18 protein-coding genes and 2 pseudogenes are annotated in these 26,873 nt (G+C 72.0%); 13 read left to right on the top strand and 7 right to left on the bottom strand.

The window, feature by feature from the left end; translation table 11 throughout:
• Positions 1-50 precede the first annotated feature (50 nt).
• Together V2W30_RS24110 and V2W30_RS24115 are read right to left on the bottom strand one after the other, a co-directional pair.
• On the bottom strand, positions 51-1,499 hold the full coding sequence (locus V2W30_RS24110; protein ID WP_338699655.1) for a peptidoglycan DD-metalloendopeptidase family protein: 1,449 nt from the start codon (positions 1,497-1,499) through the stop codon (positions 51-53).
• Between the two features lie 231 nt (positions 1,500-1,730).
• Positions 1,731-2,645 carry a lipase family alpha/beta hydrolase gene (locus V2W30_RS24115; protein WP_338699657.1) on the bottom strand — a complete coding sequence of 305 codons (915 nt, stop codon included), beginning with the start codon at positions 2,643-2,645 and terminating at the stop codon, positions 1,731-1,733.
• 347 nt (positions 2,646-2,992) lie between these two features.
• On the opposite strand from V2W30_RS24115, the gene V2W30_RS24120 reads away from it, so the two are divergent.
• On the top strand, positions 2,993-3,409 hold the full coding sequence (locus tag V2W30_RS24120; protein ID WP_338699659.1) for a cobalamin B12-binding domain-containing protein: 417 nt from the start codon (positions 2,993-2,995) through the stop codon (positions 3,407-3,409).
• Positions 3,410-3,537: 128 nt separating this feature from the next.
• On the opposite strand, the pseudogene V2W30_RS24125 reads toward V2W30_RS24120, so the two are convergent.
• A pseudogene (locus V2W30_RS24125) lies at positions 3,538-5,125 on the bottom strand (DUF5691 domain-containing protein).
• Between the two features lie 199 nt (positions 5,126-5,324).
• Positions 5,325-6,800, bottom strand: a complete 1,476-nt coding sequence (locus V2W30_RS24130; protein WP_338699661.1) for an SWIM zinc finger family protein — start codon at positions 6,798-6,800, stop codon at positions 5,325-5,327.
• Between the two features lie 190 nt (positions 6,801-6,990).
• Between V2W30_RS24130 and V2W30_RS24135 the strand changes: the two genes are divergently transcribed.
• The 6 genes from V2W30_RS24135 to sucD all read left to right on the top strand — a co-directional run bounded on the left by V2W30_RS24135 (position 6,991) and on the right by sucD (position 17,016).
• Positions 6,991-8,100, top strand: a complete 1,110-nt coding sequence (locus V2W30_RS24135) for an AAA family ATPase (protein ID WP_338699663.1) — start codon at positions 6,991-6,993, stop codon at positions 8,098-8,100.
• A complete protein-coding gene (locus V2W30_RS24140; RefSeq protein ID WP_338699665.1) occupies positions 8,097-10,361 on the top strand; it encodes a DUF5682 family protein in 2,265 nt (754 codons plus the stop codon). The genes V2W30_RS24135 and V2W30_RS24140 overlap by 4 nt, the downstream gene beginning before the upstream one ends.
• Before the next feature lie 329 nt (positions 10,362-10,690).
• Complete coding sequence (locus V2W30_RS24145; RefSeq protein WP_338699667.1) at positions 10,691-11,884, top strand: VWA domain-containing protein; 1,194 nt, start codon at positions 10,691-10,693, stop codon at positions 11,882-11,884.
• 1,315 nt (positions 11,885-13,199) lie between these two features.
• Positions 13,200-14,351: a hypothetical protein gene (locus V2W30_RS24150; protein WP_338699669.1), complete on the top strand. Its 1,152-nt coding sequence runs from the start codon at positions 13,200-13,202 to the stop codon at positions 14,349-14,351.
• Between the two features lie 583 nt (positions 14,352-14,934).
• Positions 14,935-16,113 (top strand): ADP-forming succinate--CoA ligase subunit beta, encoded by a 1,179-nt coding sequence (gene sucC / locus V2W30_RS24155; RefSeq protein WP_338699671.1) that lies wholly within the window; start codon positions 14,935-14,937, stop codon positions 16,111-16,113.
• Between the two features lie 21 nt (positions 16,114-16,134).
• Positions 16,135-17,016: a succinate--CoA ligase subunit alpha gene (sucD, locus tag V2W30_RS24160; protein WP_338699672.1), complete on the top strand. Its 882-nt coding sequence runs from the start codon at positions 16,135-16,137 to the stop codon at positions 17,014-17,016.
• A 66-nt stretch (positions 17,017-17,082) separates the two neighbouring features.
• On the opposite strand, the gene V2W30_RS24165 is transcribed toward sucD, so the two are convergent.
• On the bottom strand, positions 17,083-18,282 hold the full coding sequence (locus tag V2W30_RS24165) for a sigma factor-like helix-turn-helix DNA-binding protein (protein ID WP_338699673.1): 1,200 nt from the start codon (positions 18,280-18,282) through the stop codon (positions 17,083-17,085).
• A 122-nt stretch (positions 18,283-18,404) separates the two neighbouring features.
• Here V2W30_RS24165 and V2W30_RS24170 point away from each other — a divergent pair, with 122 nt between their 5' ends.
• Positions 18,405-19,853: a DUF6350 family protein gene (locus tag V2W30_RS24170; protein WP_338699674.1), complete on the top strand. Its 1,449-nt coding sequence runs from the start codon at positions 18,405-18,407 to the stop codon at positions 19,851-19,853.
• Between the two features lie 6 nt (positions 19,854-19,859).
• Here V2W30_RS24170 and V2W30_RS24175 read toward each other — a convergent pair whose 3' ends face one another.
• Positions 19,860-20,690, bottom strand: a complete 831-nt coding sequence (locus V2W30_RS24175) for a hypothetical protein (protein WP_338699675.1) — start codon at positions 20,688-20,690, stop codon at positions 19,860-19,862.
• A 312-nt stretch (positions 20,691-21,002) separates the two neighbouring features.
• Here V2W30_RS24175 and purN point away from each other — a divergent pair, with 312 nt between their 5' ends.
• Together purN and purH are read left to right on the top strand one after the other, a co-directional pair.
• Complete coding sequence (gene purN / locus V2W30_RS24180; RefSeq protein WP_338699677.1) at positions 21,003-21,632, top strand: phosphoribosylglycinamide formyltransferase; 630 nt, start codon at positions 21,003-21,005, stop codon at positions 21,630-21,632.
• Positions 21,629-23,203 carry a bifunctional phosphoribosylaminoimidazolecarboxamide formyltransferase/IMP cyclohydrolase gene (purH, locus tag V2W30_RS24185; protein WP_338699679.1) on the top strand — a complete coding sequence of 525 codons (1,575 nt, stop codon included), beginning with the start codon at positions 21,629-21,631 and terminating at the stop codon, positions 23,201-23,203. Before purN ends, purH begins: the two co-directional genes overlap by 4 nt.
• Positions 23,204-23,298: 95 nt before the next feature.
• Here the strand turns inward: purH and V2W30_RS24190 are convergent, their stop codons facing one another.
• On the bottom strand, positions 23,299-23,952 hold the full coding sequence (locus V2W30_RS24190) for an RDD family protein (protein ID WP_338699681.1): 654 nt from the start codon (positions 23,950-23,952) through the stop codon (positions 23,299-23,301).
• Positions 23,953-24,093: 141 nt separating this feature from the next.
• Between V2W30_RS24190 and V2W30_RS24195 the strand changes: the two genes are divergently transcribed.
• From V2W30_RS24195 to V2W30_RS24205, 3 genes and pseudogenes are all read left to right on the top strand, one after another.
• Positions 24,094-24,957 (top strand): bifunctional methylenetetrahydrofolate dehydrogenase/methenyltetrahydrofolate cyclohydrolase, encoded by an 864-nt coding sequence (locus tag V2W30_RS24195; protein ID WP_338699683.1) that lies wholly within the window; start codon positions 24,094-24,096, stop codon positions 24,955-24,957.
• Positions 24,947-25,363: a DUF3017 domain-containing protein gene (locus V2W30_RS24200; protein ID WP_338699684.1), complete on the top strand. Its 417-nt coding sequence runs from the start codon at positions 24,947-24,949 to the stop codon at positions 25,361-25,363. Before V2W30_RS24195 ends, V2W30_RS24200 begins: the two co-directional genes overlap by 11 nt.
• Positions 25,364-25,709: 346 nt before the next feature.
• Positions 25,710-26,746, top strand: a pseudogene (locus V2W30_RS24205) (helix-turn-helix domain-containing protein).
• The last annotated feature ends 127 nt before the right edge of the window (positions 26,747-26,873 follow it).

Genomic DNA, 26,873 nt, shown 5'->3' on the forward strand with positions numbered 1-26,873 from the left:
GGCCTGCGGCTCTATGGGGCCTGCGGCTCTGCGGGGTTACGGGGGAGGGATCAGGTCGGGTCGAGGCCGTGGCTGCGCAGCCACGGCAGCGGGTCGATCGCCGAACCGCCGCCCGGCCGTACCTCGAAGTGGAGGTGCGGGCCGGTCGAGTTGCCCGAGTTGCCCGAGCGCGCGATGACGTCCCCGGCCTTCACCGGGCCGCTCATCACGGTGTGCGCGGAAAGGTGGCAGTACCAGGTCTCGGTACCGTCCTTGGCGGTGACTATCGCCATGTTCCCGTACGCGCTGTTCCACTGCGTGCGCACGGTCCCGTCCGTCGCCGCCATCACCGGAGTCCCGTACGACACGGGGAAGTCGATGCCGCTGTGCACGGACATCCAGTTGATACCGGCCTGGCCGTAGTAGGCGCTGAGGCCGTGCTCCTTCACCGGCAACGCGAACTTCGGGCGGGCCGCCTCCTTGCGGGCGGCCTCCTCGGCGGCCTTCTTGCGGTCCGCCTCCTGCTTCGCCTTGAGGTCGATCCGCTCCTGCGTGCGGCTCGCCCGGTCGGCGAAGTCGCCCGCGTCCGCGGAGAGGTCCTGCAACTGCGTGTCCAGCTTGTTGTTCACCGCGGACGGCTTCACGGCGCTCGCGTCGGGCGCCGACGCCGCCTGCGTCTCCTTGCCTTCGTCGCCGCCGCCCATCACGGACGCCGCCGCGGCCCCGGCCACGCCGATCACGCACACCGAGGGCACGGCGACGGTCAGCAGCGCGGAACGCTTGGCGGGGGTGCGGCGCCGGGCCCGGCCGCGCGACGCGGCACGCGGCGTGAACTCCGCTTCCGGGGATGCGGGTTCAGGGTCGGGGTGGGGGTGGGGGTGGGGCTGAGGTTCAGGGACGGGCTCGGGGTGGGGCTCGGGTTCCGGTTCGGTGTGGGCCTGGGCGTGGTCGACCGGGCTGTACTGGTCCGGGATCTGCTCGTGCTCGACCGTTTCACCGGAACCGGCGCTGTTCCACGCCGTGGCGTCGTACGCGCCGGTGTCGTAGGCCGTCGCACCGAAGACCGGCGCCTCGAAAGTCTGCGTCTCGTAGCTCTGCGCGCCGCCGTAGGCCTGCGTGTCCCACTGGCCGGTGTCCCACTGGCCGGTCTGCTGCTCCGCGTAACCGGCACCCGCCCAGACGGCGGTCGTGTCGTAGCCGCCGGTGTCGTACGTCGCGGTGGTGGCGCCAGTCGCGGTCGCGGCCGAGGCAGCGGCGTACGGGTCCGCGTAGGCGGCCTGGTGCTGTGGGTCGGGCGTGTACCACTGGCCCGTGTCGTAGGAACCCGTGTCGTAAGAACCGGTGTTGTAAGAACCCGTGTTGTGGGAACCGGTGTTGTGGGAGCCAGTGGCATAGCTGCCGGTGTCGTACGGGTCGTTGCCAGGAAGGTCACCGAAGAGTGGATCGGTGGCGAAGCTGGTCGTGGAGTAACCGTCGTGGGTCGCGTAGTGCGCGGTCCCCGACGGATGACGGTCGTTCACCAACTTCTCTTTCGCCTCGACAACAGGGGCTGCCAGAGCAGTGCGGTGACTGTACCCGGCGGTACGCGGGCACGACAATCTTCGGCCGGTTTCCCGCCTTGCGGAAACGGGCAATCGGCCGCCTTTGGGTGGACTGTGGGCAGAGCTTTGGCTCTGAGTTCGAGATCCGTTCGAGGTCAGGGAACCGTCAGGCCGCTGTCACGCCGCTGTCACGCCGCTGTCACGCCGCTGTCAGGCCACCGTCAGGCCGCCGACCGAGTCGGCGGCGAGCTCTCCTTCCGTGGGCTCGGCGTCGAGCGCCTGCCGGATACCGGTCGCCACCGCCGGGTGCACCGGGAGTGCCAGATGCCCGATCCCCGTGACCCGCACGTTCTGCACGACCAGGTCGGGGTGGTCGACGCACGCCGTCTCCAGCGGCAGCATCAACTGGTCCATATCGCTCCAGAAGCTGAGGAACCGCGTACGGCACCCCGGCGCCGGCCGCTTCAACTCCTCGACCACCGACGAGCTCGGACGCATCTGCCGCACGATCGGGTGCGCGTCGGCGAGCGGCGCCACCCGCGTCCCCGCGTGCGGCGTGCCGAGCGTGACGAGCGTACGTACCCGCGCGTCACCGTTGAGGCGCTGCACGTAGTAGCGGGCTATCAGGCCCCCGAGGCTGTGCCCCACGATGTCGATCCGGTCCCGGCCCGTACGCTCGCACAGCTCCTCCACATGCCGGGCCAGCAGCGCCGCCGCCGCCCGTATGTCGCACGTGAGCGGCGAGTAGTTGAGCGACTCGACCTGGTGCCGGCCGTGCTGCGCGAGGGAGCGGCGCAGCAGTACGAACACCGAGCGGTTGTCCACGAACCCGTGCAGGAGCAGCACCGGGGGTTTCGCCGGAGCGGGCAGGCGCGGTGCCTCGGCCAGCTCCGTCAGGTCCTCCGCCACCGGGCCCTCCTCGCGGGACGGGCCGCCGGACGGCAGCGGACGCGGATGCCTTCGTTCCGGGAGGATGCCCGAGGGATAGAGGAGCAGATGCCCCGCGAGGATCGCCAGCTCCAGGGCGGTCGCCTTCAGGAGGGCGATCGAGAGTCCGGCCAGTCTGGCGGGCATCAATGGGCAGAGCGGGCGAAAGCGAAAGGGCAGGGCCCTCGTGACCTTCATCGGTCGACCTCCCGTCGGCACGCGGGAGAGCAGCCCTGTCCCCCGTGTGCACTCATGGGGAGCCGATCGGAGTAATGACCACGGCCCGGACCGAAGTGCCGACTCATCGGCCCGCGCGACAACCGAAAACACCGTGCCACCGTGCCGTGCGGCTGTCGGCACGGTGGCCCGGCGACCTCGTAGCGGCTCCCCTCGCGCCGGCCCCGAATACGGCTCATATGCCGCCCGATGGGTGCGTGGCGCGCAGCGAACGTGTCCCACCGTGTGATTTCCCCCTCGGTCCGCACCGTGAAACGGCCGGTTGCGGGATGCTGTCGATAACGTTCGTTCACTTCAGGGAGGCAGTGATGGGTGTGGCAGCCGGTCCGATCCGCGTGGTCGTCGCGAAGCCGGGACTCGACGGCCACGATCGCGGGGCCAAGGTGATCGCGCGGGCGCTGCGCGACGCCGGTATGGAGGTCATCTACACGGGCCTGCACCAGACGCCCGAGCAGATCGTGGACACCGCGATCCAGGAGGACGCCGACGCGATCGGGCTCTCCATCCTCTCCGGCGCGCACAACACGCTCTTCGCGCGCGTCATCGAGCTGCTCAAGGAGCGTGACGCCGAGGACATCAAGGTCTTCGGCGGCGGCATCATCCCCGAGGCCGACATCGCTCCGCTCAAGGAGAAGGGTGTCGCCGAGATCTTCACGCCCGGGGCCACCACCGCCTCCATCGTGGACTGGGTTCGGGCCAACGTGCGGCAGCCTGCCGGGGCGTAGGGCTCGCTTGTTCTTCTGGGGTTCCTGATACTCCTGGGGCTTTTGGGGGTCCTGGTGCTCCTTGGGTTTCTGGTGCTCCTTGGGTTTTTGGGGTTCTCGCTTTTGCTCCTGTTGGTCAGGTCGTTCCGTTACGCGGGCGCCAGTTCGGTTTGTATTGCTTTGCGTAGGCGTAGCGTTCCGACCAGGCGTTGGAACGCCTCCGCCCAGTAGCCGCCGGCCCCCGGTGCCGCGTCCTGCGGGTCCTCGACCGTGGCCGTGAGCCCTTCCAGGCGCACGGCCTCCTCGGGGTCCAGGCACCGCTCGGCCAGGCCCATCACTCCGCTGAAACTCCATGGGTAACTCCCCGCGTCCCGCGCGATGTTGAGCGCGTCGACCACCGCCCTGCCCAGCGGCCGCGCCCAGGGCGTCTCACACACCCCGAGCAACTGGAACGCCTCGGACAGGCCGTGCGCCGCGATGAACTGTGCGACCCACTCCGCCCGTTCCTCACCCGGCAGCGCCCCCAGCAGCTTCGCCCGCTCCGCCAGCGACACCGCTCCCGGGCCCGCCGCGTCGGGTGACGTCGGCGCCCCCAGCAGCGCTCGCGACCAGGCGGTGTCCCGCTGTCTCACCGCCGCCCGGCACCACGCCGCGTGCAGCTCCCCGCGCCAGTCGTCGGCTACCGGCAGCGCCACCATCTCCCTCGGGGAGCGGCCGCCCAGTCTCGCCGGCCAGCGGTCCAGGGGTGCCGCCTCCACCAACTGGCCGAACCACCACGATCGTTCGCCCCGGCCCGCCGGCGGCTTCGGCACGATGCCGTCCCGCTCCATCGCCGCGTCGCACTCGTGCGGGGCCTCGACGATGACCGTGTGCGTGGTGCGGTCCAGCGCTACGCAGGACAGGGCTCGGTCCGCCATGCGTGCGGCCAGGGCGGAGTGCGGCAGCGCCGAGAGCAGCTCGGCCGCCGTGGCTCTTACGTTGCGGCTGCGGTCGGTCAGGGCCTGCTCCAGGAACGGCTCGTCGGCGTCGGTCAGCCCTGTGCGCAGGGAGTCGAGGAACATCAGGCGGTCCTCGGCGCGCTCTGTGGACCAGGTCGCGGCGAGGAGGGTGCGGGCCGTGGCCGGGGCGTGGGCGCGGACGGATGCCAGGAGCGCGACCCTCTCCGCGAACAGGCCCTCCTGCCAGAGGAGTTCCACCTGTTCCGCGTCATCGGGCGCGGGCAGGGTGGTGCCCGCACCCGGGGTCGCGCGCAGGGCGAACTTCCAGTCCGGGTTGAGCCTCGCCAGCCACAGGGCGCGCGGTCCTGCGAACCTGAGGGCCTGCGGGCGCAGGTCCGTGCGGCCTCTTGCCGCGTCCAGGAGCGCCGGTAGGAGTTCGGGCGGGGGAGCGTAGTTGTAGCTGTTGGCCGCCGCGAGCCACTGCGGGAGCAGTTCCAGGAGGTCGGGGGTGGAGCCTCGGCGGGTGGTGCCGGTGCCGGGGCGGTCGGTGAGCAGCATCGCCAGGCGGTGGCGGGCCGGGGCGGGCAGGGGTGGGCGGGGGTCGTTCGCGGCGGGCTCGGGGCGGGGGCGGCTGTGGCGGGGCGCAGGCCGCGCGGCGGCGGACGGTCTGTAGGGCGGCCTCGTCCAGCAGGGCCTGGGGGGTGCTCGGGGTCGTGACGCCGGGGCGGCGGTCGGTGCCCAGCAGGGCTGTGGTGACCAGGTCTTCCCAGGTGGGAGGTGCGGGCGTGGGTGTCGTCATGTGCCTCTCCGTTGTACGCCTCGGGCTCGGTGGGGTGCGGGGCCGTGTCGGGGTACCTCCTCGGCCGGATGGGTCTCGTCGTTTCCGGACGACCAATGTCGCGGCGTCCTGCACTGCATTCCTGCGGAGTCCTGCGGGGGTACCCCGACACGTCCCCTCGCGTTCGTGGGCGGCCGCGGGGCCGTTTGCGCTTCGCCGGTCAGCGCAGGGGGATCAGTCCTGCGGCTTCTCTCGTCCAGGTGGACAAGGGGGTGAAGCCCTTGTGGCCGCATTCACCGAAGACGGTGATCGGGGTCCCACCGGAGAGGGACACCAGGCGCCACAAGCCGGAGTGTGCGGTGGCCTGCGGGGTGAGGGGGAGGGCCGATTTGCCTTCCGCGTCCGCGAGTTGCCAGTCGCCCTCCGAGGTCTGCACCGGTATGACATCCCCGAGGGTCACCGGCCAGGACTCCAGCCACGGGTCGGATGAGAGTGCCGTGCCGTAGGTGGTTAGGGCTGTGGTTGTGTCGACTCCCGCGGGATGAGTCCCGGGGTGGGTCCTTGGGTGAGTCCCGGGATGCGTCGTGGGGTGAGTTCTGGGATGCGTCGTGGGTTGGGTTGGGGTTGGAGGTGGGGTTGGGGGTGGGGTTTGGGGTGGGCGTGTGGGTGTGGGTGTGGGGTGGTTGTGCAGGTCGGCTCTGAGGGGGGCTGCTCCGGGGTGGGGGCGGATGTCCGCGTCCAGGAATTGGCCGGGGGGTAGGGCCAGGGAGGGGGCTCGGCCTGCTGCCCCGTAGGAGAGGAGCAGCGCGGTGCGGGTCGTTTCCGTGCCGTAGAGCCAGATGCGGCGGGTCGTGAGGTGGCCGTCCGTCGTGTCGTACTGGGACAGGACCAGCCAGCGGTCCCGGATCGGGGGCGCGGTGGGGGTCGGCGGGAGGCCTACGCGGGTGCGGACCGTGGTGGCCAGGTCGGGAGGGAGCCTTTCGCGGTGCAGCCAGCCTTGGTTCAGAAGGTGGAGGAGCGCGCACTCCTCCAGGAGACGGACGGGCCAGCCGGGGCCGGTCGCCGGGATCGCTCCCAACTCGCGGATGCGCGACGCCAGTCCGGGAGCCTGGGCGTCGACCATGCGTGCCGCCGCTTCCTCCCACAGGCCGTAGCCGGCCTGCTCCGTCTGGGCCAGGCCGCCGCGGAGGAGGTCAGCGAGGCGCTGCTCCAGTTCGGTGGTGCCCGACGTGATGCGCTGCGCCCGTCGTTCCGCCCTGCGGCGCGCCGCCTCCGGGTCCGCGGGGGACGGAGTGTCGGTGGTGGTGGGAGTCGTGGGGTTGTGGTCCGTCGGGTGGGCTCGCTTTCGGCGGGGTTCCAGCCACTGCTCCGCCCAGTCGGGCGGTGTCTGGTCGGGCGGTACCTGTGTGTCCCCGGCCGTGCGGAGGAGCAGGAGTCCCAGTGCGTGCTTGCACGGGAACTTGCGGCTGGGACAGCTGCACTTGTACGCCGGGACCGCCCCGCTCATGTCCACGATCGTCTGGTACGGCTTGCTGCCGCTCCCCTTGCACTGTCCCCATACCGCCCCCTCGTTCGAACTCCCGGTCTGCGACCAGGGTCCCGCCGTCCCGAGCTTGCTTCCCGCCTTGCGTGACGCCGCGTCAGGTGCCAGTGCAAGCACCTGGTCCGCCGTCCAGCGCACCCCCTGCTGAGTCATGTCTTCGACGGTAGATCCCGCCACTGACAATCGGGCCTTCAACTGGCTTGACCTGCGGGGATGGTGGGGGCGAGGGCGATTGTCAGTGGCGTGGTGCACGGTGGGATCCAGCACGCGACGAGAGCGGGATCCCGGTCTCGTCGTGGTGGTTCGCGTTGCGTGAGTCGCGTGAGTTGGAGGGGGATACGTCATGACCGTTTCTGTCGAGGACCAGACCGTGGGCGAGGCGCTGCGGCCGCATGCCGAGGACGCGTTCGCGGGGGAGCTCGCCGCTCTGGCCGCGCAGGACGACCGGCCGCGGCCCGCCCGCTGGCGTCTGTCGCCGTGGGCCGTCGCCACGTATCTGCTGGGGGGCACGCTGCCCGACGGCACGGTGATCACGCCGAAGTACGTGGGACCCCGGCGCATCGTCGAGGTCGCCGTGACGACCCTGGCGACCGACCGGGCGCTGCTGCTGCTCGGTGTTCCCGGTACCGCCAAGACCTGGGTGTCCGAACACCTCGCGGCCGCCGTCAGCGGGGACTCCACCCTGCTCGTGCAGGGCACGGCCGGCACGCCGGAGGAGGCCATCCGGTACGGGTGGAACTACGCGCAGCTGCTCGCGCACGGGCCCAGCCGGGACGCGCTGGTGCCGAGTCCTGTCATGCGGGCGATGGCGGAGGGGATGACCGCGCGGGTCGAGGAGCTGACGCGCATTCCCGCCGATGTGCAGGACTCGTTGATCACCATCCTGTCCGAGAAGACCTTGCCGATACCGGAGTTGGGGGAGGAGGTGCAGGCCGTGCGTGGCTTCAATGTCATCGCCACGGCCAATGACCGGGACCGGGGGGTCAATGATCTGTCGAGTGCCCTGCGGCGCCGCTTCAATACGGTGGTGCTGCCGTTGCCGGCGACCGTGGAGGCGGAGGTCGACATCGTGTCGCGGCGGGTCGAACAGGTGGGCCGTTCGCTGGAGTTGCCGAGCACCCCCGACGGCATCGACGAGATCCGGCGGGTCGTGACCGTCTTCCGTGAACTGCGCGACGGCGTGACCTCCGACGGCCGTACGAAGGTGAAGTCCCCGAGCGGCACGTTGTCGACTGCCGAGGCCATCTCCGTCGTCACCAACGGCCTGGCTCTGTCCGCTCATTTCGGGGACGGTGTGCTGCGCCCCTCGGACATCGCCGCCGGGATCCTCGGCGCCGTGGTGCGCGATCCGGCGGCGGACCGGGTCGTCTGGCAGGAGTACCTGGAGGCCGTGGTGCGTGAGCGGGACGGGTGGAAGGACTTCTACCGGGCCTGCCGCGAGGTGAGCGCATGACCGCGCCCCTGTTGCTCGGCGTGCGGCACCACGGACCCGGGTCCGCGCGAGCCGTGCGGCGCGCGCTCGTCGCCGCCTCACCGCGCGTGGTGCTGATCGAGGGGCCGCCGGAGGCCGACGGGCTCGTCGCGCTCACCGCCGAGGAGGGTATGCGGCCGCCCGTCGCGCTCCTCGCCCACGTCGTGGACGAGCCGGGGAGGTCGGCGTTCTGGCCGTTCGCCGAGTTCTCGCCCGAGTGGGTGGCCCTCCGGTGGGCCTTGGAGCACGAGGTGCCGGTTCGATTCATCGATCTGCCTGCGGCGCACGGTCTCGCGATGCGGGAGGTGGAGGGAGAGGGGGAGGTCGGGGGAGAGGCGGGGGCTCCCGATGTGCGGGTCGATCCGCTGCGTGTTCTCGCCGAGACCGCTGGGTACGACGACGCGGAGCGGTGGTGGGAGGACGTCGTCGAGCATCGTGAGGGCGATGCCTTCACCGCCCTCGGCGAGGCCATGGGCGCGCTACGCGAATCGTTCGGGGACGGCGGGCACGGCCGTGACCTGGTGCGCGAGGCCTATATGAGGCTCCAAGTACGCGCCGCGCAGAAGGAGTTCGGGGCAGGGGAGGAGGTCGCTGTCGTCTGCGGGGCGTGGCACGTGCCCGCGTTGCGGCAGAGGACGACCGTCACCGCCGACCGCGCCCTGCTCAAGGGGCTGCCCAAGGCGAAGGTCGACATGACCTGGGTGCCGTGGACCCACCGCCGCCTCGCCCGTGCCAGCGGCTACGGCGCGGGAATCGAGTCGCCCGGCTGGTACGGGCATCTGTTCAGCGTGCCCGACCGGCCCGTGGAGCGATGGCTGACCAAGGTCGCGGGGCTGCTGCGCGACGAGGACCGCATCGTGTCGTCCGCCCATGTCATCGAGGCCGTGCGGCTCGCCGAGACCCTCGCCGTGATGCGGGGGCGGCCGCTCGCGGGGCTGACCGAGACGACCGACGCCGTGCGGGCCGTGCTGTGCGAGGGCTCCGACGTCCCGCTGTCGCTCATCCACGACAAGCTCGTCGTCGGCGACGTCCTGGGCGAGGTGCCGGAGAGTGCGCCCGCTGTGCCGTTGCAGCGCGACCTCACCCGGCAGCAGCGCACCCTGCGACTCAAACCCGCCGCGTTGGAGAAGGAGGTGGACCTCGATCTTCGAAGCGACACCGACTCCGCGCGCAGCCGGCTGCTGCACCGGCTGCGGTTGCTCGGCGTCGCCTGGGGGGAACCGGCGAGGTCCGCACGCGGCTCGACCGGCACCTTCCGCGAGACGTGGCGGCTGCGCTGGGAGCCCGAGTTGTCGGTGCGGGTCGCCGAGGCCGGCGTGTGGGGCACGACCGTGGACGCCGCCGCGACCGCCAAGGCCGAGGCCGACGCCGTCGCCGCGCCCGCCCTCGCCGACGTCACGGGGCTCGCCGAACTCTGCCTGCGCGCCGGTCTGTCACGGGCGCTGCCCGTCGTCATGAGCGTGCTCGCCGACCGCGCCGCCCTGGACACGGACGTCGGCCACCTCGCCCGCGCCCTGCCCGCCCTCGTCCGCGCCCTGCGCTACGGCGACGTGCGCGGCACCGACACCGGAGCCCTCGCCGACGTCGCCGCGGGCCTCGCCCACCGCGTCTTCGTCGGCCTGCCCCCGGCGTGCGCGGGGCTCGACGCCGACGCGGCGACCGCGATGCGCGGCCACGTCGACGCCGTGCACTCCGCCGTCGCGCTCCTGGAGGACGCCGAACTGCACGACCGCTGGCGGGCGGTGCTGCGCACGCTCGCCGTACGGGACAGCGTGGCCGGGATCGTCAGGGGCCGGTGCGCGCGGATCCTGCTCGACGAAGGGGCACTCGACGACGAGGAGGCCGCGCGCCTCATGAGCCTCGCCCTCTCGCCCGGCACGCCCCCTGGCGAGGCCGCCGCGTGGATCGAGGGCTTCGTCGGTGGCGGCTCCGGCGGGCTCCTCCTCGTCCACGACGAGCGGTTGCTCGCGCTGGTGGACGCGTGGCTGACGGGGGTCGGCCCGGAGGCGTTCACCGACGTACTGCCGTTGTTGCGGCGCACGTTCTCGGCGTACGAGTCCGGGGTGCGGCGCACCTTGGGGGAGCTCGTGCGGCGTGGGCCCTCCGCGGGCGGGCCGGTGCCGGGCGCGGGAGCCGTGCACGGGTTCGGGGAGGAGACCGACGTGGAGCGGGGGGATGCGGTGGAGGCAGTTGTGCGGATGCTGCTGGGGGGCGGGGCGCGTGTGGGGGCCGGTGCCGGGTGAGGGAGTGGGGTGCGTTGCCGGGTACGGCCGTTGTGGGGGCTGGTCGCGCGGTTTCCCGCGCCCCGAAGGCTGGCGCTGCGCGCGGCCTTCCCCGAGCGGGCGTCGCAGATCAGGCGCCGCAGATCAGGCGCTGCCGATCAGATGTCGATGTCGCCGATGAGATGCCGCATCGCAGGTGCGTGTCCCAGGGGGGCGGGGAACTGCGCGATCAGCCAGCCACCGCCCGTCCATCCGGCGACGCACAGCGCAGGTGGCAGGTGGCAGGTGGCAGGTGGCGGTTGGCAGGTGGCGGACGAGTGGTGCAGCAACGACCTTTTGGAGGCGGCCAGATGACCGGGACCACACATGACAGCGACGAGCGGCTGAGGCGGTGGCGGCTTGTGCTCGGGGGTGACGCGGCCGAGGGAACCGGGTGCCGGCTCGCAGGTCAGGACGCCGCGATGGACGGTGCCCTCACCGCCCTCTACGGCGGCGGCGACGCACAGGGACGCGGAGCCGACCGCCGCGCCGGCCTCGGGGCGTCCGCCCCGTCCGTCGCCCGCTGGCTCGGAGACATCCGCACCTATTTCCCGTCGTCCGTCGTCCAGGTCATGCAGCGCGACGCCATCGACCGCCTCGGCCTGTCCGCGTTGCTGCTCGAACCGGAGATGCTGGAGGCCGTCGACGCCGACGTGCACCTCGTGGGCACGCTGCTCTCCCTCAACAAGGCGATGCCGGAGACGACGAAGGAGACGGCACGGGCCGTCGTGCGCAAGGTCGTCGAGGACCTGGAGAAGAAGCTCGCCACGCGTACCCGTGCCACGCTGACCGGCGCCCTCGACCGCAGCGCCCGGGTCACCCGGCCCCGCCACCACGACATCGACTGGAACCGCACGATCGCGGCCAACCTCAAGCACTACCTGCCCGAGTACCGCACGATCGTGCCCGAGCGGCTCATCGGGTACGGGCGGGCCTCGCAGTCCGTGAAGAAGGAAGTCGTCCTCTGCATCGACCAGTCGGGCTCGATGGCGGCGTCCGTCGTCTACGCCTCCGTCTTCGGGGCCGTACTCGCCTCGATGCGGTCGATCCAGACCCGGTTGGTCGTCTTCGACACCGCCGTCGTCGATCTCACCGACCAGCTCGACGATCCCGTCGACGTCCTCTTCGGCACCCAGCTCGGCGGCGGCACCGACATCAACCGGGCCCTCGCGTACTGCCAGTCGCAGATCACCCGGCCCGCGGAGACGGTCGTCGTCCTCATCTCCGATCTCTACGAAGGCGGTATCCGCAACGAGATGCTGAAGCGGGTCGCCGCGATGAAGGCGTCCGGCGTGCAGTTCGTGACGTTGCTCGCCCTGTCCGACGAGGGCACGCCCGCCTACGACCGGGAGCACGCGGCGGCGCTCGCCGGGCTCGGCGCACCGGCGTTCGCCTGCACGCCCGATCTCTTCCCCGACGTCATGGCCGCCGCCATCGAGAAGCGCCCCCTGCCGATACCGGACGCGGGGGCGGAAAGCGGGGGAGCGGTGGCGAACCGGATATGAGTACCCATCGGTAACAAGGGGTCACACGGGGCTTGCGCAGCCTCCCGCGTGCCGTGCGAGGATCGGCGGCACCGTGACCTCCCCGCTGATTCTTCCCGCACCCGACGCGCGCCCGCTGCGCGCGACGGCCAGGCGGCGCGCGCTGCAACTGGCGCTGCTGCTCGGCGGGTTGATCGCCCTCGGCCTCCTCTGCGGCGGCCGGGCCCACGCGGACGACACCCCCGGCACGCTCGCGCCCCGCTCCACGACGGTCGGCGAGCACGTGGCCGAACCCATACGCGAGGTGCGTGCGCGGGTCGTCGAACCGGTGCGGGACGCGGACCCGGTACCGGAGACAGCTCCGGAACGGCATGCGGCCCCGGTGCAGAAGACGGCGCCGGAGCGGAATGCCGCCCCGGAGCGGAATGTCGTCCCGGAACGTAATGCCGTCCCGGTGCGGGGGACGGTCCCGGTGCGAGAGACGGTCCCCGTGGGGGAGATGGCTCCTGTGCGGGAGAAGGTCGTGCGGCCCGCGGTCGACTCCGTGCGGCAGGGGACGGAACCCGTCGGTGGCGCGGCGGCCCGTGTCACCGCTGACGCCGCCCATCTCGGTGCCCGCGCTGCCGGTACTGCCGATGTCACCGGTGGCGTCGTCGGTCGTACCACCGACCTTGTCGTCGGCGTGGTCGGCACGGTGTCACGGGTGACCGGGGACGTCGTCGGGGGCCTCGCCGCCGTGGCCCCCGAGCCCCTGCCGTCCGGCACCCCGGAACTGCCCGGACTCCCCGCCCTGCCCGGCTGGTCGGAACCCCGGCCGCGCAGCCCGCGCCCGCCCCGGCGTCGCCGCGCGAAGCAGCCCCGGAATCCGGGACGCGTCCGGCGTCGGGCGGGAAGCATGCCGGTCGGTCGCACCCCGTGGTGTCGACGGGCCCGACGACGTTCGGCGCCGCGTGGTTCAGCGGCGTACGCGGGACCCATGCGCACCGTGCGGACGCCTCCGCGCATCTCGCCGTACCGCCTGCCGCGCCCGGCGTTCCCGCGCGGCCCGACGGAGTGCCCGCGGCCAACGCGTCCGCGGGGACGGCGGTTCGACCCGGCACGGCGATCTGCACGCGGCGGCGTTCGGCGCCCGCGTGCCCGTGCTGCTGCCGCCCGGCGCTCTGGCGTCAGGACGGCCCGCGCCGGTGGCCGACCGGCATCGCGACATTCCCGAATTCCCCGGCTAGGGCAGCCAGTTCCCCACTCGTGACCTGCCGCGCGGGGGCGGAACAGGTCTGCCCACCCCGGACACCCCTCTCTCCGGGACAGCCAGGAATTCGAAGGAACTGACGTACCCATGAACAAGAACATCCGCCGCTCGATCGTCATAGCCGCCGGCGTCTCCGGGGCTTGGGCCCTCGGCTCGGCCGCGGCCAGCGCCGACGAGCTGCCCACGCACGCGGTCTCCGTACCGGACGTGGCCGGCGATGCCGTCGCGGGCGTCGCCGATGTCACCGATGCCGCCGACGTCGCCCACATCCAGGACACCGCCTCGCAGCTCACGGACAAGGTCACCAACACCAAGGTCACCAGTACCAAGACCACCCGCACGAACGTCGCCGGCAAGGCCCAGTCGGCCGTCTCCCACGTCGCCGCCAAGACCGTCACCGCCAAGACCGACGCCGTCAGGACGGAAGCCACCGAGCAGGTCGCCGACGCCCAGGCCGACGCCCGGACCGGCGCCCAAGCCGCCGCCTCCCACGCCGCCGCCTCCCACGCCGACGTCGACTACCTCTTCGGCCCCCTGTCCGCCTTCGCCCCGCACCTTCAGGACGCACCGGCGCAGGTGGGCGCCGCCGCGGGGCCGGTCGTCGACGAGACGGCCACCGCCGTTCTGCCGCCTGTCGCCGCCACCGCCGTGCACGGCGTGCTCCCGGTCGCGGGTGGGGCCGTCGGTGACGTCACCGTGCTCGCGGACGGCGCCGTCGCGGACGTGGCCCCGTTCGTGACGGGGGTCGTCGGGGACGACGTGGCGCCCTTCGCCGCCGGTGTGACCGGCCAGGTGCGGCCGCTGGCCGACGGTGTGGTCGGCGAGGTCGGCCCGTTCGCGCAGGGTGTGGTCCTCGGGGACGTGACGCCGTTCGCCGGTGGCGTCGTGGGCGCGGTGTCGCCGCTCGTGGAGACCGTCGCCGACCAGGTCAGGCCCGTGGTCGACGGCGTCGGCACCAGCGCGCGGGGACTGGCGAACGGCGTGACCGGTGACGTGACGCCGTTCGCGTACGCCGTGGTCGGCGAGGACGTCGCGCCCTTCGCGCGGACCGTGGTCGGCGACGGTGTGGCGCCGCTCGCGGGCGGGGTCGTCGGCGACGTCGCCCCGTTCGCGCAGGACCTGACCGGCACCGTCACCGCCGACGTCCAGCCGCTCGCGGGGCACGCGGTCACCGGCGTCCGGGGCGTCGCGGGCTCCGTCGCGCCCAGCTACGTCCGCGGTTACGTCCAGAACCTCTGATCCCTCCGCCAGTACATCTGATCCCTCCGCCGGATCCTCCCGACTCCTCCGTCGAACGTGCCGAGTACGTCGAACCTGCCGAGTACGTCGAACGTGCCGAGTACGACGAACCTGCCGAGTACGTCGAACGCGTCGAACGTGTCGACATCCGATGGAGGGACCGAGACCGACGTCGGTGGCCCGGACGGCCGAAAGCCATCGGTCCGATCCCGGCCGTGACCGACGCAAGGCCGGGCGGCCCGTGGGGACGGGCCGCCCGACCTGGGCCCCTTTGTGAATTCTCGGGGCTCTTCGGGCGGCCTCACCGTGCGTACCCCCGCACGGTGAGGCCGCATACAACGGCGGCCAAGCCGCGAAGAGCGCGACAAACAGGACGCTCTGTGACCGGTATCACCGCTCAGGTGTGATCTGCGATTTAGAAGGCATCGCTGAGCGGCGATAACCTGCGAGACGGACATGCCGCGTACTCGGCCACTGTGTACGCCTCGTACGCCTCCCTTGTGACAGCGGAGTCACGTTGCCCATCGCGGCACGCCCACGCAGGAAGATCGAACCGCGAGATCACTGATAGGGACGGACGCGCGTGGACCTGTTCGAGTACCAGGCGAGGGACCTCTTCGCCAAGCACGGTGTACCGGTGCTGGCCGGTGAAGTCATCGACACGCCTGAGGCAGCCCGCGAGGCGACCGAGCGTCTTGGCGGCAAGTCTGTCGTCAAGGCCCAGGTGAAGGTCGGCGGCCGCGGCAAGGCCGGCGGCGTGAAGCTCGCCGCCACCCCCGACGAGGCCGTTGAGCACGCCACCAACATTCTCGGCATGGACATCAAGGGCCACACGGTCCACAAGGTGATGATGGCCGAGACCGCTCCGGAGATCGTGGAGGAGTACTACGTCTCCTTCCTCCTGGACCGCACCAACCGCACCTTCCTCTCCATCGCCTCCGTCGAGGGCGGCATGGAGATCGAGGAGGTGGCGGCCACCCGCCCGGAGGCCGTCGCCAAGACGCCGATCGACGCCAACGAGGGCGTGACCCCCGCGGTCGCCCGCAAGATCGTCGAGGACGCGAAGTTCCCGGCCGAGGTGGCCGACAAGGTCGCCGACGTGCTGGTGACGCTCTGGAAGACCTTCATCGAGGAGGACGCCCTCCTGGTCGAGGTCAACCCCCTCGCCAAGGTCGCCTCCGGCGACATCCTCGCCCTCGACGGCAAGGTCTCCCTGGACGAGAACGCGGACTTCCGCCACCCCGACCACGAGGCGCTCCAGGACAAGGACGCGGCCGACCCGCTCGAGGCCGCTGCCAAGGAGAAGGGCCTCAACTACGTCAAGCTCGACGGCGAGGTCGGCATCATCGGTAACGGTGCCGGTCTGGTCATGTCGACGCTGGACGTCGTCGCGTACGCCGGTGAGAACCACGGCGGCGTGAAGCCGGCCAACTTCCTCGACATCGGTGGCGGCGCCTCCGCCCAGGTGATGGCGAACGGCCTGGAGATCATCCTCGGCGACCCGGACGTCAAGTCCGTGTTCGTCAACGTCTTCGGCGGCATCACCGCCTGTGACGAGGTCGCCAACGGCATCGTCCAGGCGCTCGCGCTCCTCGAGGAGAAGGGCGAGAAGGTCGAGAAGCCCCTCGTCGTGCGTCTCGACGGCAACAACGCCGAGCTGGGTCGCAAGATCCTCTCCGACGCCAACCACCCGCTGGTGCAGCGCGTGGACACCATGGACGGCGCGGCCGACAAGGCCGCCGAGCTCGCGGCCGCGAAGTAAGGGACGAGGGACAGAACAGCCATGGCTATCTTCCTCAACAAGGACAGCAAGGTCATCGTCCAGGGCATGACCGGTGCCACGGGCATGAAGCACACCAAGCTCATGCTGGGTGACGGCACGAACATCGTCGGCGGCGTGAACCCGCGCAAGGCCGGCACCGAGGTCGACTTCGACGGCACGTCGATCCCCGTCTTCGGTTCGGTCGCCGAGGCGATCGAGAAGACGGGCGCCAACGTGTCCGTGCTCTTCGTCCCGCCGGCCTTCTCCAAGGCCGCCGTGGTCGAGGCGATCGACGCCGAGATCCCCCTCGCCGTCGTCATCACCGAGGGCATCGCCGTCCACGACTCCGCCGCGTTCTACGCGTACGCGAAGTCGAAGGGCGACAAGACCCGCATCATCGGCCCGAACTGCCCCGGTCTCATCACGCCGGGCCAGTCGAACGCCGGCATCATCCCGGGCGACATCACGAAGCCGGGCCGCATCGGTCTGGTCTCGAAGTCCGGCACGCTGACGTACCAGATGATGTACGAGCTCCGTGACATCGGCTTCTCGTCGGCCGTCGGCATCGGTGGCGACCCGGTCATCGGCACCACGCACATCGACGCCCTCGAGGCGTTCGAGGCGGACCCCGACACCGACCTGATCGTCATGATCGGTGAGATCGGCGGTGACGCCGAGGAGCGTGCGGCCGACTACATCAAGGCCCACGTCACCAAGCCGGTCGTCGGTTACGTCGCGGGCTTCACCGCCCCCGAGGGCAAGACCATGGGCCACGCGGGCGCCATCGTCTCCGGTTCGTCGGGCACCGCCCAGGCGAAGAAGGAGGCCCTGGAGGCCGCGGGCGTCAAGGTCGGCAAGACCCCGACCGAGACCGCGAAGCTGGCCCGCGAGCTGCTTTCGTAGTCCGTACGCCGTCTCACCAGTGGGCCCGCACCTTCTCGAAGGTGCGGGCCCACTGGTGAGACGGGACTACTCGGCGACCGGTGCCAGCCGCTCCGGGCCGCCGCTCAGCTCGGCCCGCAGCTGCCGGCGCAGTTCCCGCTCGTGCTCCGTCAGGTGCCCGGGGCCGGTCAGGGCCGGGACCCCGCTGATGGGAGCGCCGGGCGCGGGCACCGGCTCGTACTGGGTCGGCGCCACCCGCAGCGTCAGCGCCGTCGTGCCGACGATCAGGACGGTCACCGCGATCGCGGCCCGCGTCCAGAACCGGACCCGCTTCTCGCCGCCGGTGCGCACCAGCGTCGACCCCGGGGCGTCGAGCTTCTCCGCGCCCGCCAGCTCGGTCAGCCGCCGGTGCAGCTGCTCCGGTACGGCCAGCTCGGGGAACTGCTCGGCGACGGCCTCACGGGCGTGCAGGATGCGGTTCGCGGCGGCCGGCGTGCTGGCCTCCGTCTCCGCCGCGGTCTCCGGCAGGTCCAGGCCCACACCGTCGTAGAGCAGCAGCGTGCGCCGGTAGGCGGGCGGCAGGCTCAGGAGGACGTCGAGGAGCTTGCGGTCGTCCGGGTCGGCGGGCGGCGCGTCCGGGTGGCGGTGCGATCGGCGCATCCGGTGCCAGGGCGACATCGCGTACTCGTACGCCGCCGCCCGCACCCAGCCCGCGGGGTTCGGGTCGACCGCGACCTCCGGCCAGCGCTGCCAGGCCAGCTGGAACGCCCGCTCCACGGACTCGCGGGCGAGCGTGCGGCGGCCGGTGAGCAGGTAGGCCTGGCGGACGAGGAGCGGGGCGGTGCGCGTGTAGAGCGCGTCGAAGGCCTCGGCCGGGGTCGTCGGGCGCGTCGGCTCGGGCTCGGGGGCGGGGTCGGACACGGTGTGTCGCGGCTTCGACGGGTCCGCCCGGCCCGCGCGGTTCGGCTGGGCCGTCTGGGCCGTACGGTCGGCCGGAGGTGCGGAGGATGCCGCTACGGCCACCAGTTCGGGTCTCCGGTGCGCGCGTCGATCCCGGCCGTCGTGGGCCGGTGTCCGTTCCGGTGTGCTGGACAGCTCCGTGAGCAACCTCGCGTACACCTCCCGCTTGCGCCCTCTGGGGGAGGTGCGGCCGGTCTCCCAGGACCGGACCGTTTCGCGTGTCACGCCGACCTTCGCGGCGACCTGAGCCTGTGTCAGGGACTTCGCCTCGCGGAGCCTGCGGCGCTCCTTCGGCGTCGGCAGTGGGGTGGCAGGGCTCTGCGTCATGGGGAACTCCACACACCCTTTCGCGCGAAAAAGTACATAAACGTATCTTGAGCGACACATCCATACTTCGCCTGTTACGGGGTGAAAGCGCGTGTCGTTGGGAGCATGGGCCGGTGACCCAAATGACCGGCCGTGGACTGTCGTTGCCCGTGCTCCTGACCCGGGTGCGGGAACGCTCGCCCGGACCCGCCGCCGGAGTGTTCGGGGGTGCGGTGGCGGCGGGGCTCGGGCTCGGCGCGTTCGCGGTCCTGGTGATGGCCCTGTGGATCAGTTCGCCGTACCCGGACAGCGGGCCCGGCGGGGCCCTGCACACCGCCGCCGCGCTGTGGCTGCTGGCGCACGGCGCCGACGTCGTCAGGACGGACACCCTGTCGGGGGTGCCGGCCCCGCTCGGCGTGACCCCGCTGCTCCTCGTCGCGGTGCCGGTGTGGCTGGTGCACCGGGCCGCGCGCGACGCCGCGGACCCCGAGGACGGCGAGCCCGATGTGCCCGCCGGCGCCGCCTGGGGCGGGGTCGTCCTCGGATATCTGCTGGTCGGCGCCGCGGCCGCGTACTACGCCTCCGGTGGTGAACTGCGACCGGCGTGGGTGAGCTGCGCGGCGCATCTGGTCCTGGTGACCGTCGCGGCGGCCGCGGCCGGGGTGTGGACCGCGCACGGCCGGCCGCGCGGACCGCTGCCCGCGGCGCTGCGGCGGCACGTGGACCGGCTGCCCCGGAGCTCGTGGAGGAGGTGCTGCCGGTCGCCGCGCGGGCCGCCGCAGCCGGGGTCCTGGCCCTGGTCGCCGGGGGCGCGCTGGTGGTCGCGGCGGGGCTCGCGGTGCACGGGGAGCGGCGCGGGAGTCGTTCCTGCACCTGACGGCGGCGTGGTCGGGGCGGTTCGCGGTGCTGCTGCTCTGCCTGTCCCTGGTGCCGAACGCCGTGATCTGGGGGCCGCGTACGCGCTCGGTCCCGGTGTCGTGATCGGCGCGGGCCACACGGTGGGGCCGCTCGGGGCCTCGGGCGGGTCGCTGCTGCCCGCGTTCCCGCTGCTCGCGGCGTTGCCCACGGCCGGTGCCGGGTCGCCGCTGACCTGGGCGGCCGGGGCGGTACCGGTGGCCGCGGCGGTGACCGTGGCCTGGTTCGTGGCGGGCGAGGCGCGGCTGCGGGACTGGTCGCGGGGGCGGCTGGTCCGCGCGACGGCGGTGGCGGCCGTGCTGTGCGGGGCGGCGATGGCGGGGCTCGCGGCCGCGGCGGGCGGTGCGCTCGGTGTCGCGGCGCTCGCCGAGTTCGGGCCCGTGGGGTGGCTGACCGGGGCGGTCACGGTGGCCTGGATCGCCGGGGTCGGGGTGCCGGTGGCGCTCGGGGTGCGGTGGTGGCGGGGGCGCGAGTCGTCGGTGCGGCCGCGGGTGACGGCGTGGGCCGAGTCGGTGGTGGCGGCGCGGCGCCCGGCTCCGGCGGAACCCGAGCCCGGCCGGGATCCGGCCGGGTTCGAGCCCTACGACTTCTTCGACGAGTCGTCGCGGGACGCGCGCTGGACGCTTCTGAAGGAGGCGTCCAGCGATCCGTCGCAGCCGGGCGAACCCGGTGTGTGAGGTGCCTCAGCGGGTGCCGAGCAGCGGGCGCAGTTCCTTCGGGAGGAGGTCCTCGCAGGACTTCTCCGCCGCGTTCGTCAGGGCGTCCGCGCGGCACTCGTAGTAGTCGCTGTAGGCCAGCTTCGCCGCGAACATCGACGCGACCATCGCCAGGGCGAGGCCGCCGGTGACCAGGCCGCTGACCGCGGCCGTCGTCTGCGGACGCGTGGAGTCCGTGCCGGGCGCGGCCGGTGCGGGCTGCGCGGTGCCCGTGGCGGTCGTGCCCGACGCGGCCGGGTTCGTCGCCGGGCCGGACGTGGCGCGCAGGGCGCTGATGCCCCAGTACAGGGCGAGCGCGCCGAGCAGCAGGGCCACGGAGGGCCAGTCGAACAGGGCGAAGAAGAAGCCCCACATGCCGGCCAGGAGCGCGTAGCGGGCGCGGCGCTGGGCCGGGTCCGTCGGGTCCCAGCGCATCCCGCCGCCCTGGCCGGGGCCCTGGCCCTCGGGGCCGCCCTGTCCCGTGCCGTTGTTCCCCGGGCGGTCGCCGAAGAGGCCGCCGCCCTGGGAGCGGCCGGGCTGCCGGTCGCTCCACTGGCCGCCCCACGGGGAACCGCCCTTGCCGGACGATCCGGACCGGTCGGAGTCGGACGGGTCGTCGGAGCCCTCGGGACGGCGCGGCTGCCACGGGCGGTCCGGGGCGTCCTCGGGCGGCGGTGCGAACGGGTTGTCGGCGTCGCCGCCGCGGGAGTCCTTGGAGTCCTTCGGCGACGGTGACGGCGGCGACGGCGGCGTCGGTCGGCCTTCGCGCGGCAGGACGGCGCCGGCGGACAGCGTGTGGCGAAGGCTTCGGTCCTGCATCAGGTGTGCGTCTTCCCCTAGGTCGGCGGTCACCTACGTCGTGGGTCGTGGCGCGGCCCGGTCGGTAGGTACGGCGTGGTTCGCGGCTGGTTCGTTCGTGCGGCCTGTCTCGTTCATTAGGGCAACGCCCGATGGCCGCGCAGCGTTCCGTGACGATGACGCTACCTGGCGGCTGTGCCCCCGTCCCGTGGGGCCCGTCCGGTGTGCCGGTATCGTTGCTGACGGTCGGCCGCTTCGTAGGGTTCCCCGTATCGGGGAGCACGAAGCCTTCGTACGACCGTACAAAGAAGCTCTGCGAGAAAGGGCCCCGCCGTGGCCAAGGCCAAGCGCCTCGTCGTGCTGGTCTCCGGATCAGGTACGAATCTGCAGGCTCTGCTGGATGCCATCGCGGCCCAGGGAGTGGACGCGTACGGCGCCGAGGTCGTCGCCGTCGGCGCGGACCGTGACGGCATCGCCGGCCTGGAGCGCGCCGAGCGCGCCGGGATCCCGACCTTCGTGTGCCGGGTGAAGGACCATGCCGCGCGCGAGGACTGGGACCGCGCGCTCGCCGAGGCGACGGCCGCGTACGAGCCGGACCTGGTGGTGTCCGCGGGCTTCATGAAGATCGTGGGCAAGGAGTTCCTCGCTCGTTTCGGCGGCCGGTTCGTGAACACGCACCCGGCCCTGCTGCCCAGTTTTCCCGGTGCGCACGGTGTGCGGGACGCGCTCGCGTACGGCGCCAAGGTCACCGGATGCACCGTCCACTTCGTCGACGACGGCGTCGACACGGGCCCGATCATCGCTCAGGGCGTGGTCGAGATCGTGGAAGAGGACACGGACGACGGGGAGAGCGCTCTGCACGAGCGCATCAAGGAAGTCGAGCGCACGCTGCTCGTCGATGTCGTGGGGCGCCTGGCCCGTAACGGCTTCAGCATTGAGGGACGAAAGGTAGTTATCCCGTGACCGCGGAAAGCACTGTCGAGAGCAGCAAGCGGCCCATTCGCCGGGCGCTGGTCAGCGTCTACGACAAGACCGGTCTGGAGGAGCTGGCGCGCGGGCTCCACGAGGCGGGTGTCGAGCTGGTCTCCACCGGTTCCACCGCCGCGAAGATCGCCGGTGCGGGTGTGCCGGTCACCAAGGTCGAGGAGCTCACCGGGTTCCCGGAGTGCCTCGACGGGCGCGTGAAGACGCTGCACCCGAAGGTGCACGCGGGCATCCTGGCCGACCTCCGTCTGGAGGATCACCAGAAGCAGCTCGCCGACCTCGGTGTGAAGCCGTTCGACCTGGTGGTCGTGAACCTGTACCCGTTCAAGGAGACCGTCGCCTCGGGCGCGACCCCGGACGAGTGCGTCGAGCAGATCGACATCGGCGGTCCTTCGATGGTCCGCGCCGCCGCCAAGAACCACCCGTCGGTGGCCGTGGTCGTGAACCCGGGCGCGTACGGGGACGTCCTGAAGGCCGTCGTGGACGGCGGGTTCGACCTGCGGTCCCGCAAGCGTCTGGCCGCCGAGGCGTTCCAGCACACCGCGTCGTACGACGTGGCGGTCGCCTCCTGGTTCGCCGCCGACTACGCGGCTGCCGACGACAGCGGTCACCCGGACTTCCTGGGCGCCACGTACGAGCGCAAGAACGTCCTGCGGTACGGCGAGAACCCGCACCAGGGCGCCGCGCTCTACGTCGACGGCACGGGCGGCCTCGCCGAGGCGGAGCAGCTGCACGGCAAGGAGATGTCGTACAACAACTTCACGGACACGGACGCCGCGCGCCGTGCCGCGTACGACCACGACGACCCGTGCGTCGCGATCATCAAGCACGCGAACCCGTGCGGTATCGCCGTCGCCTCGAACGTCGCGGAGGCGCACCGCAAGGCCCACGCCTGTGACCCGGTCTCCGCGTACGGCGGCGTGATCGCGGTCAACCGGCCGGTCACCAAGGAGATGGCGGAGCAGGTCGCCGACATCTTCACCGAGGTCATCGTCGCGCCCGACTACGAGGACGGCGCCCTCGAAGCCCTCACCAAGAAGAAGAACATCCGCGTGCTGCGCGCCCCGAACGGCCCGTCGGCCCTCGTGGAGACCAAGCAGATCGACGGCGGTGCGCTCCTTCAGGTCACCGACCGCCTCCAGGCCGACGGCGACAACCCGGCGACCTGGACCCTCGCGACCGGCGACGCGCTGTCGCAGGGCGAGCTGGACGAGCTCGCGTTCGCCTGGAAGGCGTGCCGCGCGGTGAAGTCCAACGCGATCCTGCTCGCCAAGGACGGCGCCTCGGTCGGCGTCGGCATGGGCCAGGTCAACCGTGTCGACTCCTGCAAGCTCGCCGTCGAGCGGGCGGGCGAGGAGCGGGCGCGCGGTGCGTACGCCGCGTCCGACGCGTTCTTCCCGTTCCCGGACGGCCCGCAGATCCTGATCGACGCCGGCGTCAAGGCGATCGTGCAGCCGGGCGGCTCGATCCGTGACGAGCAGGTCGTCGAGGCCGCCAAGAAGGCGGGCGTGACGATGTACTTCACGGGGACGCGCCACTTCTTCCACTGATCCGCACCGCCCGGACGGCACCACGTCCCGGCACGAACGATGGCCGCGACTCCCCTGCTGGAAGGGGGAGTCGCGGCCATCGGCGATCCTGGGCGTCAGCCCTTGACGTGGACGACCACCGTGCTCGCGACCTTGTCGTGCCAGCCCTGCTTGCGGCCCGACTTGTCCCAGAACGGCGAGAGATAGACGACGAGTTGGCCGATGCCGCAGGCGAACGCGCCCACCGTCGGGATCACCCAGCGCAGGAAGGCGCCGCCGATGCCCGGCTTCGCGCCCGTCTCGGCCTTCAGGACGCGGATGCCGACGGCCAGCTTGCCCAGGGTCGCGCCGACGAAGGCGATCAGCAGGATCTCGTAGGCCAGCATCAGGACCATGAACGTGGCGGCGACCGGCAGCATCGTCGACTGGAAGTCGGAGAGCGCGTCGTTCACACAGGTGTCGTACGTGGACGAGGTCGAGTCGCAGGCCTGCACGTCGTCGATCAGCGTGGTGAACTTCGGCGCCAGGAACACCGCGTAGACGACGAAGAGCAGCACGCCGTCGATCAGGCGCGCGCCGAGCCTGCGGCCCATTCCGGCCAGCGGCGGCACCCCGGGCATCGGGGCGGCCTGCTGCGGGTAGCCCGGGTACTGCTGCTGTTGCGGGTAGCCGTAACCCTGCTGCGGCACCCCCTGCGGGGCCTGTTGCCCGTACGGGTTGCTCTGCGGCTGCTGCTGTCCGTAAGGGTTGTTCGGGTCGCCGAAACTCATGGCGTGGTTCCTCCGGGGACGGTGAGGGGAGCGGCGTCGATCATGCTTCTGGGCCGGACACCTCCCTGTCCAGCGGCTCTCCCGGGCCGTTGTGCAAGTGCAACTTGGGTGAATCCGTGCCGCCCTGAAACAATGGGCGGCATGACTGCCCAGATTCTCGATGGCAAGGCCACCGCAGCCGCGATCAAGTCCGATCTGACCGCCCGCGTGGCGGCGCTGAAGGAGAAGGGCGTCACGCCCGGCCTCGGCACGATTCTCGTGGGGGAGGACCCCGGAAGCCAGAAGTACGTGGCAGGAAAGCACCGTGACTGCGCGCAGGTCGGCCTCGCCTCCATCCAGCGCGAGCTGCCCGCGAGCGCCACGCAGGAGGAGATCGAGGCGGTCGTCCGCGAGCTGAACGAGGACCCGGCCTGCACCGGCTACATCGTCCAGCTGCCGCTGCCCAAGGGCATCGACGAGAACCGCATCCTCGAACTGATGGACCCGGACAAGGACGCCGACGGCCTGCACCCGATGAACCTGGGCCGCCTCGTCCTGAACGAGCCGGGCCCGCTGCCCTGCACCCCGTTCGGCATCATCACGCTGCTGCGCGAGCACGGCGTGGAGATCAACGGCGCGGAGGTCGTGGTCGTCGGCCGCGGTGTCACCATCGGCCGCCCGATGCCGCTGCTGCTCACCCGCAAGTCCGAGAACGCGACCGTCACCCAGTGCCACACCGGTACGCGTGACCTCGCCGCGCACCTGCGGCGTGCCGACATCGTCGTGGCCGCCGCGGGTGTCCCGCACCTGATCAAGCCCGAGGACATCAAGCCGGGCGCGGCCGTGCTCGACGTCGGCGTCTCGCGCGACGAGAACGGCAAGATCGTCGGCGATGTCCACCCGGGCGTCGCCGAGGTCGCGGGCTGGATCTCCCCGAACCCGGGCGGCGTGGGCCCGATGACCCGCGCCCAGCTCCTGGTGAACGTCGTCGAGGCCGCCGAGCGGAACGCGCGCGGTGTTCGCTGACGCGTCGGGGGGCAAGAAGCGGGGCACGCGGCGCTTCCCGCTGTGGACGCGGGACACCGCCCGTCCCGAGGGCGGCGGCCGTGCCGCCCCGAGCGACGCGCCGGCGCCCGCCCGCCAGTGGCCGCTGATCGCGGTCCTCGCGGTCACCGGCGTCGGACTCCTGATCACGGCGCTCGACCACTTCAGGGCCGGCTGCCTGCTGATCGGGGCGGCGCTGCTCGGCGGGGCCGTGCTGCGCTGGGTGCTGCCCGGCGTCGGCATGCTCGCCGTCCGCTCCCGCTTCACCGACATGATCACGTACGGGATCCTGGGCCTCGCCATCGTGCTGTTGACGATGATGGCGCAGCCCGACCCGTGGCTGACTATCCCGTTCCTTCAGGACACTCTGCACTTCACCGTGCGATGAGTGCTGCGGGAGCGGCCGTGAGTGACGGACGGGGCGCCCGCGCCGGAGTCCCGCCGTCCTCGTGTGGCGATCTCCGGTCAACTTCGGGGATTTTCTCGTACCAGGTTGGACACGACGCCTAGCCTGGACAATCGGGACTCTCCTGGACGTCCCGGGCCTGGATCATGCGAGGGGGCGTGATCAGGCACCGTCTGCTCGTCGAACGCTGTCGAATGCCCCCGTGCGCCCTCACCCGGGGAACTGACATCCTGGCTACTCGCATCCCATTGGGTAGCCAGTGGAGGCGAGTGCGCTGGCGCGGCGCAGGGGGAATTCAGGCACGTATGGGGGGAATAGGGGGAACGCAATGCCTCGTTGGAGGGCGCTACCGGACGAACTCGACCCGCAGGTCAAGGAGTTCGCCAGCCAGTTGCGCCGGCTGGTGGACCGCAGCGGGCTCGGGATCGCCGCACTGGCGGACCGCACCGGGTACAGCAAGACCTCGTGGGAGCGGTATCTGAACGGACGACTGCTCGCACCCAAGGGTGCGATCGTCGCGCTCGCCGAGGTGACCGGTACCAGTCCCGTTCACCTGACCACGATGTGGGAGCTCGCGGAGCGTGCGTGGAGCCGCTCCGAGATGCGCCACGACATGACCATGGAGGCCATCCGGATCTCCCAGGCGCGGGCCGCGCTCGGCGAGTTCGGCGGGCCCGCCGCGCAGGCGTCCGGCAAGGGCGGCGGCAAGAACGGCAGCGCGACGGCGGCCCGCCCCACCGGGATCGCCGGACCCGCGGGGTCTCGCCGACCGTGCCGCCACAGGCGCAGGCGCCGCGCGGGGACCAGTTCGGGCCGCCGTCGGCACCGTCGGCGCCCTCGGCGCGGCCCGCCCCGTCCGGGGCGAGCGGCGGCAGGCGCCGGCTGACCATGTTCCTGGCCGGGGTCCTCGGCGCGGCCGTCGTCGTGCTCATCGCCTACGTCCTCACCAGTGGTGGCGACGGCGACAAGGACAACGACGCGAAGCCCACGCCGTCCCCGACGACCAGTGCGCCACAGCTGCCCGCGGGGGTGCAGTGTGTGGGCGCCGACTGCACCGGCAAGGACCCGGAGGCCATGGGCTGCGGCGGCGATCTCGCCGACAGCTCCGCCAAGGCGACGGTCGGCGCGGGCACGGTCACCGTCGAGGTCCGCTACAGCAAGACGTGCAAGGCGGCCTGGGGCCGGATCCAGGGCGCCACGCCCGGCGACAGCGTCACGCTCGACGTGGGCGCCAAGTCGTCGAAGAAGGGCCTGGTCGGCGACGCGGACACGGACGCGTACACCCCGATGATGGCCGTCGGCTCCGCCGCGGACGCGAAGGCCTGCGCGACCCTCGCCGCCGGGCAGAAGGGCTGCACCGAGTAGCGCGAACGGCAGGACCGGGTGACCCGTGCATGGGGGCCGCGCTTCGGGGAAGGCGCAGCAGTACCCCCACGGGAGTGGTCACGCGAGTGACATCCCACGGCGGCCGCCGAGCCCACTCTCCCGGGCC

The organism is Streptomyces sp. Q6 (assembly GCF_036967205.1).
GTDB classification, from domain to species: domain Bacteria; phylum Actinomycetota; class Actinomycetes; order Streptomycetales; family Streptomycetaceae; genus Streptomyces; species Streptomyces citrinus.